Annotated in this window: 13 protein-coding genes; 3 read left to right on the plus strand and 10 right to left on the minus strand. The window is 62.5% G+C overall.

What is annotated here, in order from left to right:
* Window positions 1–148 precede the first annotated feature (148 nt).
* From D3D01_RS02845 to D3D01_RS02880, 8 genes are all read right to left on the minus strand, one after another.
* Window positions 149–379 carry a hypothetical protein gene (locus tag D3D01_RS02845; RefSeq protein ID WP_101349314.1) on the minus strand — a complete coding sequence of 77 codons (231 nt, stop codon included), beginning with the start codon at window positions 377–379 and terminating at the stop codon, window positions 149–151.
* 69 nt (window positions 380–448) lie between these two features.
* A complete protein-coding gene (locus tag D3D01_RS02850; protein WP_121511166.1) occupies window positions 449–1228 on the minus strand; it encodes a hypothetical protein in 780 nt (259 codons plus the stop codon).
* Between the two features lie 49 nt (window positions 1229–1277).
* Window positions 1278–1811 (minus strand): DUF5815 family protein, encoded by a 534-nt coding sequence (locus D3D01_RS02855; protein WP_101349312.1) that lies wholly within the window; start codon window positions 1809–1811, stop codon window positions 1278–1280.
* Window positions 1812–1865: 54 nt separating this feature from the next.
* On the minus strand, window positions 1866–2639 hold the full coding sequence (locus D3D01_RS02860; protein WP_121511167.1) for a hypothetical protein: 774 nt from the start codon (window positions 2637–2639) through the stop codon (window positions 1866–1868).
* A gap of 110 nt (window positions 2640–2749) precedes the next feature.
* Window positions 2750–3595 carry a hypothetical protein gene (locus tag D3D01_RS02865; protein ID WP_121511168.1) on the minus strand — a complete coding sequence of 282 codons (846 nt, stop codon included), beginning with the start codon at window positions 3593–3595 and terminating at the stop codon, window positions 2750–2752.
* Between the two features lie 74 nt (window positions 3596–3669).
* On the minus strand, window positions 3670–4086 hold the full coding sequence (locus D3D01_RS02870; RefSeq protein ID WP_101349309.1) for a hypothetical protein: 417 nt from the start codon (window positions 4084–4086) through the stop codon (window positions 3670–3672).
* A 52-nt stretch (window positions 4087–4138) separates the two neighbouring features.
* Entirely contained in the window at window positions 4139–4363 is a 225-nt protein-coding gene (locus D3D01_RS02875; RefSeq protein ID WP_121511169.1) for a hypothetical protein, read from the minus strand.
* Window positions 4364–4411: 48 nt separating this feature from the next.
* Window positions 4412–5662: an NAD(P)/FAD-dependent oxidoreductase gene (locus tag D3D01_RS02880; protein ID WP_101349307.1), complete on the minus strand. Its 1251-nt coding sequence runs from the start codon at window positions 5660–5662 to the stop codon at window positions 4412–4414.
* Between the two features lie 121 nt (window positions 5663–5783).
* Here D3D01_RS02880 and D3D01_RS02885 point away from each other — a divergent pair, with 121 nt between their 5' ends.
* The gene (locus D3D01_RS02885) at window positions 5784–6392 is read left to right on the plus strand and encodes a DUF6149 family protein (protein WP_121511170.1); all 609 of its coding nucleotides are present in this window, start codon (window positions 5784–5786) and stop codon (window positions 6390–6392) included.
* Between the two features lie 42 nt (window positions 6393–6434).
* Here D3D01_RS02885 and D3D01_RS02890 read toward each other — a convergent pair whose 3' ends face one another.
* Window positions 6435–7790: an NAD(P)/FAD-dependent oxidoreductase gene (locus D3D01_RS02890; RefSeq protein WP_121511171.1), complete on the minus strand. Its 1356-nt coding sequence runs from the start codon at window positions 7788–7790 to the stop codon at window positions 6435–6437.
* Window positions 7791–7798: 8 nt separating this feature from the next.
* Entirely contained in the window at window positions 7799–10030 is a 2232-nt protein-coding gene (locus D3D01_RS02895; RefSeq protein ID WP_121511172.1) for a histidine kinase N-terminal 7TM domain-containing protein, read from the minus strand.
* Window positions 10031–10153: 123 nt separating this feature from the next.
* Here D3D01_RS02895 and D3D01_RS02900 point away from each other — a divergent pair, with 123 nt between their 5' ends.
* Together D3D01_RS02900 and D3D01_RS02905 are read left to right on the plus strand one after the other, a co-directional pair.
* Window positions 10154–11029, plus strand: a complete 876-nt coding sequence (locus tag D3D01_RS02900) for a homoserine kinase (RefSeq protein WP_121511173.1) — start codon at window positions 10154–10156, stop codon at window positions 11027–11029.
* A gap of 203 nt (window positions 11030–11232) precedes the next feature.
* On the plus strand, window positions 11233–12282 hold the full coding sequence (locus tag D3D01_RS02905) for a PAS domain-containing sensor histidine kinase (RefSeq protein ID WP_121511174.1): 1050 nt from the start codon (window positions 11233–11235) through the stop codon (window positions 12280–12282).
* Window positions 12283–12293 lie beyond the last annotated feature (11 nt).

Below are 12293 nucleotides of genomic sequence, written 5' to 3' on the forward strand. Positions count from 1 at the left end.
CGGAGTCTATACATCGTAATAAGCCCGGCGAAAGGATGCGAAGCTCGAAGCCTAATTTCGAATATCGTAACACCTGAGCGGCACACGGAAGACACTCTTAGAGAGGTGTACCAAGAGAGGATTCGAGCGGTAGCGTTGCTGAATCCGGTCAGTTGTCGCGGTCGGGAACACGATACCGATAGGGCTGGCCCTGAATGACCTCGACCTCGCCGGACTGGGCACGACGGCCCAGGACTGTTGCAACGCGGTGAGCGCTCCCGACCGCCTCGTCGTGTTCCTCCAGCAAGTCACAGATCTCGCGGGCCGTCAGTGTGCTGTCAGCGTCGGCTTCTTCGAGCACTGTCAGGATGCGCTCGAACTCTCCCTCACGCATAGCCATACACAGTCACAACACCGCAACTACCATATAACACCGTCAGACAACAGTCAGACGGCTGATTTCGGGAAATCAGCCGACGGCGGCGCGTCGCTGGCTGTCGGACAGGACAGGGTCGTTGTCTGTCGCGTTCCCCCAGCGCTTTCGGACCCACGTCGGTCTGGAGACGGCTGTCTCGCCGATCGCGGAGTACCTGATCTCGTAACTGACCCGAGCCTTTCTGGAACGATCCCAGTACGAGACAGTGAACGACTGGACGAGTCCGTCCGGCCGGACAGTCGCCTGCACGCTGTAATTGTCGGCCGGTTCGAACGCCGCAGGGGGCTCCGTGGCTGTGAGTATCACGGGACAGGTGTCACAGCCGTCCCTCGGCCGCTTGACGCTGACGTTCGTTGCGAGATATGCTTCGATGAGCCGAGCGGGATCAGGGTCGAGCAGCTCGCGGACCGGGGTTGGCCGCCTCGTTGCGCTCCATGCACCCTGTGCACGTTCGTCGTAGACATAGCGCCGATTCCGGGTGTTGTACACTCGCTTGGTGTAATTTTTGTTGATGATTTCGGTCCGAAACTGATAGCGATACCTGTCTTCGACGACGAAGCTGACGATTTGAGTCCCCCATTCCAGCGAGAGCCGCATCCCCAGCACGTACGAGCGGTTCCGGGTCGCGCGCCGGTGGCCCGTCGCGAGTCGCCTGGCGTCGACAGCGTTCTCGGTCACAGCGGGGACGGCCCGGCTGTCCTGTGGCTGCTCTGGGACCGGAACCGGGGTTACCGTCTGTCGTTCCGCCCCGCCGAAGGCTCCGCAGCCGGTCAAAAGCACGAGTACGAGCAGGACCGCGAGACGACCTGCCATATGTGGGTGTGTGAGTGCACCACACTAAGTACTCAGGTCGGTGTCTGTTTCAGATAGCGGTGTCCGATCGGCCGTCGAAGTCACGCTCGTCGCGGTACTGCTCGACGAACGCGTCGACGTCGAACTGGAGCATCTGCTCCTCGAACTCCGCCATCACCTCGTCGTCCTCGGCGTGGCTGATGGCGTGTTCCATCAGTTCCACGAGCAGTTCGACGACGATTTCGTGCAGGCGACGGGAGTCGAAGTCGCTTACCCACGCAAGCGAGAACCCGACCGACCCGTCCTCACTGGTGTCGGCGGCGACGACCTTTTCGGGGAACTCCTCCATCACGACACCCATCAGGTGAACGGTGGTGAACTCGTCGTAGTCGTCGTTGGTCTCGATGGTCGCGTGCAGCACCTCGGTGAGAAACTCCGGCACGAAGCGTGCCAGCGGGTGCGGGTCGAGCACGACGGCGTGTGTCTTCCCGCAGTCACACGCGAACTCCCGCATGCCCAGATGGAGGTCATGCGTGTCGACAAGTTCGCCACAGGCCAGTTCGAGTTCGGACTCGCGCCCGCCGGGCACGCGCGGTTCAGCCATTACTTGAGATTGGTCGTTCGCGTGGTTAAAGGCCGCGATACGAACTACAGTGGTTCAGAGCCCGCCGATAGACGCTGTTTCCTGTGTGTAGCTGGACTCCGTTGCTTGGAGGTACGCCACGGTCGTCACAGCGATGGAGAAGACGCTGACGACACTTGAGAAGACAGTCGAGACCGTCGTCAAGACCATCGGCGGCAACGGAACCGGGAGGAAACTGAAGCCGCCTCCAAGAACGAGTCCGAGCACCGAGAGAACAACGGCCAGGACAAACGTAGCGAGGAGGTTGTCGGTGACGACACTAACACTGTTGCTGATAGACTCGATAACGCCGCTGTCGTTCAGTGCAATCTCCTGTCGGACAAAGAAAAACAGGAGTGCAAACACCAGGCCGGGGATGATGAGCAGAATAATACCGATCCCCACTGCGATAGTGGTGAGAATGCCGGCTACGATTGCGACTGCAACGGTCTTCCCGAGCCGCCGGCCCACATTGTCGGGAATCGGTTCACGGTCACCGCTGGCAAAGGCACGGATCGCGACAATATTCAGCGCCTCGTTGACAACAAGCAGCACGAGCGCACCGACGCCAGCAACTGCAAGCGGCAGGTCGAGTGCCAGTGGTGTCCCACCAGCCATTGCCGCCTGATTTACCTGTGCATCACTCGGCAATTGCCCCAGAAACAGCTCTGTGAACGCCTGCGAAAGCGACGCCCAGACAACAGAGCTGAGTAATCCGTAGACGATGAATACGCCGGCAAACGCCGCCCCGCGTTCACTGAGTAGTTCGTCGATACCGTCTTGGAAGGCACGGCCGATTTGGAGGGCCATACACAGTACCCCTGATGGGAGAGACATAAAGCTGAATAAATGTTTTTGAGCTAAACACCGCCCGGTCGACGGCCCGAAACCAGTATCAAGAGGGCACGCGAGTCCAGCTCTCAGAACTCGTCGTCCCGGTCCGCCCGCACCTGCAGGTACGCGTCCGTAATCACTGCGAGACTGAACGCCTGCACTGGTGCGTTCAACACCATTGACGCGACCTGCAGCACCGACTGGGACGGTAAGTCAAACGAGCCGGGGAGGAACACGGAAATAACTGACGCCGTAGACGGGATGCCCGGGATGATCCCGAGAAGCAACAGGAGAAACAGAAGCACGATGATCTGTGCCGGGGCATCCATGAACCGCGCGACGCAGTGCTTGAGCGTGTCGACGTAACCGCCGTCGTACAGGGCAATCGACTGCAGCAGGTAGACGAAGGCGAGACCGACGATCAGGGAGAGGAGGCCGCTAACGAGTCCGGCCAGTCCTCCCAGCAGCAGACGCCCGCTGACATTCAGCGCGGTCGAACTCATCGAGGCTGCGAACGTGACGACTGCGACGCCGCCACCGAGGACGGCGGCCATAACGGCCCGCTCGGACGTATTCTCGTCCATGATCTCCTGTGGCTCGGTGAAGAGCCTGATCCCCCAGAATTTGACGAGCTGGCCGACAACCAGAAACAGGAGGACCATCACGACGGCAACCGGCAATGCGATATCAAGACTGAACAGCCCGGTGAAATCTGACACCGAAAACCCCGGTGCACCTGCCCCGGCGGAGCCGCCCGGCCCAGCGGGACCGCCCATGTCCATCACTTCGTCGAACAGCGCCTGTGTGAACGTGGAGGATGCGACAGTGTTCCCGAGGTTGAACAGGAGGAAAACGCCGGTAACGAGGAGTCCGTCCTCACTGAGGAGGGTATCGAGACCGCTACGCAAGGCATCGCCGATCTGGAGGGCCATATCTTCAGTCGCTCTCGGGGAAAATATAAAACTAGTCGAAGCGTAGATTCCCGCCGACAGCGGGAGTGTGTCGCCTACGGCCAGTCGTCGCGCGCCTCGTCCTCGTCGGTTGTCGCGTCCGGTGTCTCCGGGTCGCCGAGGTCCCACTCGGCCGCCTCCGCGGCCTGCGTGACCGGGAGGTACTCCCAGCCCGCCGCTTCGGCGAGGTCGGCGTCCTCGTCGTCCGCACCGACGAAGACGTGCCGGTCGGTGTCGAACTGCTCTTTGACGTTTTCGAGACTCTCCTCGCGGCCGCGCGGGCCGGAGAAGAAGTCCTGTCTGATCCGGTGTTTCCGGGTGAAGTTGGTCACGACGTAGGTGGGCTGTTCGGAGATGACGCCGACGTACTCGGACCACTGGCGCGCGTCGTTGAACACGCTGTCAGGGTAGGCCAGTTGCTTGAGGGCGTCAAGGTCGAACGCGAGTGTCATATCGCCGCTGCCGCCATCCATACGCGACTCTCCGCTTTAGGGCGAAAAAAGAGCGTCGTTCTCCCGCGGGCAGTTACTCACGATTCTTGTCCGCCTGCGCGAGCCTGTCGGCCTCCTCTCGCACCGCCGCCATCTCGCCGGTAGCCTGTGGGTTGCCTTGACCGTGCCCATGATTGACCGACGCATCGAGCAACGAGCCGGCAAAGCCGCCGCTGTCGTCGCTTGGTTCGTCTGCCTCACCTGACTGGTCGCCCCGGCGGGTGAGCCAGGCAACGGCGCGGGGAACGGCGTCACGCATGTGCGTCGCTACGTCAGCAGTGCGTAAAAATATCGGTGTCGACTGGCCTTATTCGGCCGGCGCGGGCGTCTGCGCCTTCACTTCTTCGAGGTCCACTTCCTTCTCCAGTAGCAGTTCCTTCTTGTCGGCGACCTGTCGCTCCTCGCGGATGAGCTGTTTGAACGCCGACTGCTGTGAGAGGTCGCCGATCAGCACGCCGCCGATAAGCTGTCCGTCCTCGAACGCGAGCCGCCGCCACTCGCTGTCGGAGTACTTCCGTTCGGCCTCGTCGTCGCCACGGGTCGGGTGACCGAAGGAGAGGAACGGGAAGTCGAAGTGCGTGATGGAGTACGAGGAGACCCAGCGGAACTCCTTCTCCTCGGCGTCGGCGACCATGTTCGTTCCGGCGACCGAGCCCTGCTCCTTGGCCGAACCCCACGCGCCGTTTTGCGCCTGGGAGTCAAGGATGGTGTCGTAGAACTGGGTGAGGTCGCCCGCTGCGTAGATGTCCTCGACGTTGGTCTGCATGTACTCGTCGACGACGACGCCGTCGTCGAGTTCGAGTCCGGTCCCGTTGAGGAACTCGGTGTTGAAATCGAGGCCGATAGCGACGCCGGCCCACTCGCCGTCGTAGTGGTTACCGTCAGGGTCGACCGCACCGGTAACTTTGCCATCGTCATCGACTTCGAAGTGGTCGACGCCGGATTCGAAGACGGGTTCGACACCGTTCTCTTCGAGCGCCTCGTGAATGATCTCTGCGCCGTCCTCCGAGAGCGCGTAGCGCCACCAGCGGTTGCCACGCATCAGGTACTTCGCGTCGATTTCCTGTGCGGCGCACACGGCGGCGAGGTCGATGCCGAGCAGGCCCGCGCCGACGATGATACCCTGGTCGGCCTCGTCGGCGTGCTCGCGGATGCCACGCGCATCCTGGAACGTCCAGAAGTGGTGGATTCCGTCGGCGTCGCTGTTCTCGACCGGGAGCTGTGCCGGCGTCCCGCCCGTCGCGACGAGCAGTTTGTCGTACTCGTAGGTGTCGCCCTCGTGGGTCTGGATCTCGTGGGCGTCGGGGTCGATGTCCGTGACGTGGGTGTTCAGCTGCAGGTCAATGTCGCGCTCGTCGTACCACTCCGGCTCGTGAATGGAGATGGGCGCTTCCGGCAGCTTCCCCTTGGCGAACTCCTTGATGAGGATCCGGTTATACAGTGCCTCCCCCTCGTCGGTCAGGACTGTGACCGACGCGTCCGGGTCCGCTTCCCGGATTGTCTCGGCTGCGGACGCACCCGCGATGCCGTCACCGATGATTACGTGCGACGTGCTCATGTACGGCCGATACGAAATCAGGCCTAATGTGGATTGCTATCTGTGTATCGTTTCCGATAGCGCACTGAACACACCGATAGTCGGGGATTTGAAGGCGCTTGGGCCCGTATTCGATTCTGAAATGAAAATCTACCAGAACCCGCGCCACTGGGCGAGTAAGAAGGCGCTGACCACACCCGGTGTCCGGTCGGTGGCCAACTACGGGCTGGTGAAACTCCACACCAAAATCTTCCTCGGGAAGGCTGACGAGGCACACCGAGAGGAGCGGCGCGACCACCTGGACGACTTCTTCGACGCCACGATGGACACCTACGTGGCCGCACTGGAGGCGGACTACTCCGAGGCCGAGGCCCGCGAGATAACCCACATCCAGGCCAACTTCGACTTCTACAATCACGGCTGGACGGAGATGATGGAGTTCCCGGCCGAGGAACTGGAAGCCCACTACGAGCGGTACGCGGACTTCTTCGAGACCCACGGCATCACCATCGACGACCCGCTCGGCTCCTTCCGCCCGGCCGACGGCGTCGCCGACGCGCCGTCCACGCCGGAGCGGCTGGACCAGCCGGAACACCCCCATGCCGTCGGTGGCTTCGCCGACGACGTGTATGTCGAAACAGAGGACGGCGAGATGATTGTCGGTGGCGGCCGCGAGGAACCGGACGATGTGAGCGCGACCGACGCGCCGGTCATCGACGAGGACGACGTGGAGAACGCGGCCGGGGACTGAGCGACGAACGGCGTCTCGGACCGCGGAACTTTAGCGGGCGTCTCAGCGCCGGGCTTCGGAGAGCGGCGATTCTGCATCGGTCGCCGCCGAGCCGTCCGCGATTCGGTCGGCGCATTCGAAACCCGCGACGATACCGCCGTTGAGCGACCGCTCCGGGTACTGTGCCCGCGAGGCCATGCCGGCGTAGTAGAGCCCGTCCGCGACGGCGTCGCCGAGGTCGTAGGGGATGACCATATCTAGATACCCGCGCTCGTAAACCGGTGCCGTCCGTGGGTTGCGGGCCGTCCGCACCCAGTTGACGGCGTCGCGGTCGAACTCGGGGAACAGCGACTCGATGCCCGAGAGCCACGTCTCGGCGACCTCGTCGTCGCTCTGTTGCCAGATCGCCTCAGATTCGTTCTGGATGTAGCGAGCGACGTACAGCAGATGCTCGCCGCCGTACCGTTCGGGAGAGACGAAGTTCGTGTGCTCGATGAGCGCGCCGAACGGGGAGTCGTCGGCGATGTTCAGCCAGTACGTATCTAGCAGGGACTCGTCCATGCTGATGACCGAACACACCGTCCCCTGGAAGTCGATGTCGCAGGCGTAGCCGGTCAGGTCCTCAAGCACGTTCGGCATCGCCGCGACGACGACATCATCGACCGAGTGTGTCGTCGTCCCGGTGCCGTCGGAGACGGTCAGCAACGAGACGGCCCCGCCGCCCGTATCGACCGCTGTCACGCGCGTGCCCGTCTCGATGTTCTCCCGGCCCACGGCCTCGACCAGCGCGTCGAGCAGTCGGCCGAACCCGCCGTCGAAGTAGCCCAGAATCTCGCCGTTCAGGATGTCCCGTTCGCCGCGGAACTTGACCCGGCCAAGTAGCCACGCGGCGCTCACGTCGTCTTTCCGGTCGCCGAACTTCGCGTCCAGCAGCGGCTCGAAGAAGTTCTCGTAGACGCCCCGCGTGGTGTGTTCGACGACGAACTCCTCGATGGGCACGTCCTCGAAGTCCTCCAGTCGCTCGTAGGTGTCAAACGAGGGGACGCCGCCGCGAACGTCGATGTCGAGGACGAGCATCCCAAGCCGGAACGTGTCGTACAGCGAGAGATGCGGATACGTGAGGATTTCCCAGGGCTTGTCCATAGGGTGGACGACGCCGTCGACGTAGTAGGCGTTCTGTCCGATGTGCCACTCCACGGCGTCGCCCAGCCCCAGTTCCTCGGCGAGTTCGACTATCGTCTCCTCGGACTTCGAGAGGTGGTGGTAGAACTTCTCGATGTGGTCCCCGGCCGTTTCGTAAGTCGCGGCCAGGCCGCCGAGGTCCTCGCTCGCCTCGAAGACGCGGACCTCGTGGCCGCGTTGCTGGAGCCGGTACGCTGCCGAGAGGCCGGCGATACCGCCGCCGACGACGCCAATCATACCCCGACCTATCCGCGGTTGTGGGATTTAGTTTGCGCTTCGGTCGCCGCCGTCTTGGTGTCGACAGGCTGGTCAGCATCGACCGCACCGCCTGTCACCGCCTGCTGGAATTCGAGGATCGCGACGGTCCCAGTCGGATGATTGTCCTCGAACCAGAGCGTCCCGCCGTACAGGTCCATCATGACCGAGACGAAGTAGAGCCCGAACCCGCCAGCGGTCTGATCGGGCGAGAGCCCGCGTTCGAACACCGTCGTCTTCAGTTCGTCACTCATACCGGGGCCGTTGTCAGCGATGCGGACCTGCAGCCAGTCACTGGCCTGCTGGACCGACACAGTCACCTTCGGGCTGTCGGCGTCGTTGTGCTCGACTGCGTTCCGGAGGATACTCAAGAGGACCTCTTCGAGCAGTTCGTTCGCCTGCACACTGTAGTCCTCATCGAGTTCACAGGAGACAGCTACCGAATCGTACTCGTCCCGGAGCGACTCAATTGAGCGACGGAGCGTGGCGTTGAGGTCGACGGCGTCCAGCCGCTCGGCTTCGCTCGCTGTCACCGTGTTGTTGATATCCCGTATCGTCTCGCTCATCTCAGTGAGCTTCCCACACCAGTCGCTGATGCTGTCGAGATGTCGCTGTTTCGACCGCGGTACGGTTTCTCTGATGTGTTCCGCGCGGCCACGGATGACGACCATCGCGTTGTGCAGCGAGTGTCTGAGGACGCCATTGAAGAACTCGATCTGCTCGCGGCGGCGCTGGACAGAACTGCGGCTCTGGCGGAGCTCGCGCTCGCGTTCGACTTGATTGAGGGCCACCTGCGTCGTCTGTGCGAGAATCGCAGCGTACCGCCTGTCTTCCGTGGCAAGGGTGCTGTCGTGTGACGTGATCGCCATCACGCCGTGGGAACCGAGCGGCAGCATGAGGGCGTTGTCGAGCGGGTCGAGTCCATCCTGGTCCAGTGAGACAGCCTGTATCTCACCTGTCTCGTACGTCTTCCAGAGTTTGCTTTCAGGCTCGTCCGTCGGCGAACCGTACAGCAGCTCTTCCGCGACGTTCTGTTCGATCGACTCGCTGATGACGGCCGGTTCGAGAACGCGATCGTTTTCGATGAACACGCCTGCTGCGTTCTTATCGAGGACGGCCGTCGCGAACTCGACAGCCATCTCAGCGACTCCCTCGGCGGTCTCTGCTTCGATGAACTGCTGTGTTGCGGCTTGTAGCGCTTCGAGTCGGTCCTGTCGGCGCTGCTGGCCCGTTACGTCTCTGAGAACGACGAGCCGGCCGCGTTCTGTCCCGGACTGATCAGTGAGGCTCGTCGTCTGTGGGTTGTAGTACGTGAACGAATCACCGAACGAGAACACCTCGCCACGCTCGATGTGCTCGACGATTCCTGGAGCAAGATCATCAAGTGATTCTCCGTCGGGGTCCGGATGATCCAGCGCGCTGGCCGCTGCGGCGTTGTAATCGATAATTACACAGTCGTCGGTGAGAGCGATGACCGGGTCGGGAAGGTTGTCAACGAGCGTATCTCCCGACAGCGTCGTCACAGACAGCGATTCGTCTTTGAATAGTACCCACCCGACGAGCACCGCGTTGAGCGAGAACGCCACCGGTGTAAGGTCGATAGCCGGATGCGGTGTGTAGCCGAAATCATACAGCACAGCGACGAATATCGGAAGGCTGGTTCCGATAATGATGGCCGCTGTCTGTCGCCGATAGACGTTCTGCGACCGGAACAAGAACTCAATCAGGAGTGCGTATCCGAGCAGTAACAGCCCGTAACTGACGGCGAGAAGTACCGCGAACGTGGGACCGCGCTGGATGGCGACCAGCGTCGTCCCGAGCTGAGTGACAGGGACGGCTGTCACCTCGACGAGGTCATGTGCCTGGTCCGTCAGCAGTAGTAGCACGTCCGCGTTTACCACGAGAAACAGCGGTCCGAGCGACGATGGCCGAAGCCACGACTGGCGGCCAGTGTAGACGAGCGCGAAGACGATCCAGAGCCCGATGACCTGCATAGCGGCGGTTCGCGACAGCAGATACACTGTCTTGACAGCGGCAGGGTCCGAAACGACTATCTGCCATATCGAGATCGCACACCAGCAACCCCCAGCGGCCGCGAGCCAGCCGTACTGGCGAGCGCCGGGGACATCCTGGTTCCGGGCGGCGACGACAGCGATTGCGAAGCCGATGAGCGCCCCACCCGCGTTCCCGAGGATGGCGACTGTAGCGATGTCGACATCCATATCGATACCTATTCCAACGTCAGGTTTCCCTGTATTATGCCTTTGGGCCGCGTTCTCAGTACTGCGACGCGGCCACAGTGTCGGTTCGCTACCTTTTTGCCTACACTGCTGAAATTCGCAGGCATGCTGACAGTCCGGGCGCCGGCTACCAGTGCGAACCTCGGGAGCGGCTTCGACGTGTTCGGTGTCGCACTGGAGCGTCCGGCCGACGTCGTCCGTCTGGAGAAGGCCGACCGGGTCACCATCGAAATGACTGGCGCTGGCAGCCAGTACATCCCTGAAGACCCCGAGAAGAACACCGTCGGTGCGGTCGCCGAGGCGCTCGATGCGCCGGCACGCATTCAGATAGACAAGGGCGTCCGCCCCGCCTCTGGGCTGGGCTCCTCGGCGGCCAGCGCCGCCGCAGCGGCCGTCGGGCTGAATGAGCTGTACGACCGCGGCTACTCCCGCGAAGAACTGGTCCCTATCGCCGCCAAGGGCGAGGCCGTCGTTTCTGGCGACGCCCACGACGACAACGTCGCCCCCTCGATCATGGGTGGGTTCACCATCGCGACCGACAAGGGCGTCACGCAGGTCGACGCCGACATCCCGCTCGTGGCGTGTCTCCCTGATATCGTTGTGTCCACGCGGGACGCGCGCAACGTCGTCCCCGAGAGCGCCAGGGTCGAGCAGATGGTGGAAACAGTCGGAAACGCTGCAGCGCTGACGACGGGGATGCACCGCGACGACCCCGAACTCGTCGGGCAGGGGATGCACGACACCGTCGTGACGCCGGCCCGCGCGAAGCTCATCGACGGCTACGACCAGGTCCGCGAGGCCGCCCTAGCCGCCGGTGCGACCGGCGTCACCATCTCCGGGGCCGGGCCGACTGTCATCGCCGCGTGTGCCGAGGAAGACCGCCGCCGGATTGCGAGCACGATGCTCGACGCCTTCGGCGAGCGCGGCGTCGACGCTCGCGTGTATCAGACCCGAATCGGCCGCGGTGCAGAAGTGTTCTGAGACTGTCCGCAGGCCCGCATCAGTGGGCTCTGCGAGTAGCAGATAGCTCTGTTTCGAAGGCAGTAGTCGAGGATACCGAAAATCGTCTCATTAGCGCGACAGAGAGGTACTCCGACGGGTGACGAGATGTCAGTACTGCGGTATACTGCTATGTACTGCTATTAGTAACACCAAGGCGTCTCGCCCCGCTACCTGAACTATCAATGGCATCTCAGACGGGGCACGCGCTTCCAGCAGCGTACGACGCGCTCAACATCGGTATCGCACTGTACGACCCCGATAGTGGTGCTATCCTAGACGGGAACGAACGAGTGGCAGAAATATTCGGATACTCGGTTTCGGAGTTGCGCGAGCGGTCAATCGGGGAGTACACCGCAAACACGTTCGTCCACTCCGTCGCCGATTTCAGGTCCCGGCTGGAGGACAGCGCCGCGGGCGAGTCACGCCAGTTCACGTGGCGGATCAAGCGGGCGGACGGCGAGCTCATCTGGGCTCGGATACACCTCTCGAAGCGAGTCGCGTCCGAGGAGACGTACGTCTGTGCAGAGATACGTGATATCACAGACTACTTCGAGACACACCACCGCGAGGAACTCCTCTGGCGGATACTGCGACACAACCTGCGGAACGAAGCGACAGTCATCGCCGGTAACACGGCCCGTATCACAGCCGCGGCCGGGACTGAGTCCGTGCGGGACGCCAGCAAGACGATTCGGTCCCGGGTCGAAAACCTCACCAATATCGTCGAATCCGTCAAACAGATCGAACGGGCGGTCACGCGCCCCGGCACGGACTACACTCGCTGTCACGTAACGCGCAGGGTCCGTGGTATCGTGAACACAATTGTAACCGACTACCCTGCTGCGGAGATTACCGTCACCGACCGGGCGGAGATGTGGATTGACAGCACTGACGCATTCACGTACGCGCTCACCCACGCCGTCGAGAACGCAATCATCCACAGCGAGGCTGTCACCCCGACAGTCGAGGTACGCATCGGCCCGTCACCGAACACCGGGCGGGTGGAGATATGCATTCGCGATTCGAACCCGCCGATTCCCGACACGGAGGTCAGCGCGCTCTTTGATCCGACACAGGCCACGGAGACGGCACACGGGACCGGCGTCGGCTTGTTCGTGATGAAGTGGTGTATCGAGTCTCTCGGCGGTGAACTCCGATTCGAGCGGGACGGCGACGGGAACGCCGTCTTCTTCTATTTGCCTGCGCGGGAGCCGCCGGACGATAAGCGGTAGCCGCGCCCCTC

The sequence above is a fragment of the Haloarcula sp. Atlit-7R genome, assembly GCF_003666065.1.
Lineage (GTDB): Archaea > Halobacteriota > Halobacteria > Halobacteriales > Haloarculaceae > Haloarcula > Haloarcula taiwanensis.

What these genes read in the sequence shown, in the direction of transcription:
- D3D01_RS02895 (WP_121511172.1), bottom strand. Translation starts at nt 10,030, where the DNA reads ATGGATGTCGACATCGCTACAGTCGCCATCCTCGGGAACGCGGGTGGG.
- D3D01_RS02875 (WP_121511169.1), bottom strand. Translation starts at nt 4,363, where the DNA reads ATGCGTGACGCCGTTCCCCGCGCCGTTGCCTGGCTCACCCGCCGGGGC.
- D3D01_RS02850 (WP_121511166.1), bottom strand. Translation starts at nt 1,228, where the DNA reads ATGGCAGGTCGTCTCGCGGTCCTGCTCGTACTCGTGCTTTTGACCGGC.
- D3D01_RS02845 (WP_101349314.1), bottom strand. Translation starts at nt 379, where the DNA reads ATGGCTATGCGTGAGGGAGAGTTCGAGCGCATCCTGACAGTGCTCGAA.
- D3D01_RS02900 (WP_121511173.1), top strand. Translation starts at nt 10,154, where the DNA reads ATGCTGACAGTCCGGGCGCCGGCTACCAGTGCGAACCTCGGGAGCGGC.
- D3D01_RS02890 (WP_121511171.1), bottom strand. Translation starts at nt 7,790, where the DNA reads ATGATTGGCGTCGTCGGCGGCGGTATCGCCGGCCTCTCGGCAGCGTAC.
- D3D01_RS02865 (WP_121511168.1), bottom strand. Translation starts at nt 3,595, where the DNA reads ATGGCCCTCCAGATCGGCGATGCCTTGCGTAGCGGTCTCGATACCCTC.
- D3D01_RS02905 (WP_121511174.1), top strand. Translation starts at nt 11,233, where the DNA reads ATGGCATCTCAGACGGGGCACGCGCTTCCAGCAGCGTACGACGCGCTC.
- D3D01_RS02870 (WP_101349309.1), bottom strand. Translation starts at nt 4,086, where the DNA reads ATGGATGGCGGCAGCGGCGATATGACACTCGCGTTCGACCTTGACGCC.
- D3D01_RS02860 (WP_121511167.1), bottom strand. Translation starts at nt 2,639, where the DNA reads ATGGCCCTCCAAATCGGCCGTGCCTTCCAAGACGGTATCGACGAACTA.
- D3D01_RS02855 (WP_101349312.1), bottom strand. Translation starts at nt 1,811, where the DNA reads ATGGCTGAACCGCGCGTGCCCGGCGGGCGCGAGTCCGAACTCGAACTG.
- D3D01_RS02880 (WP_101349307.1), bottom strand. Translation starts at nt 5,662, where the DNA reads ATGAGCACGTCGCACGTAATCATCGGTGACGGCATCGCGGGTGCGTCC.
- D3D01_RS02885 (WP_121511170.1), top strand. Translation starts at nt 5,784, where the DNA reads ATGAAAATCTACCAGAACCCGCGCCACTGGGCGAGTAAGAAGGCGCTG.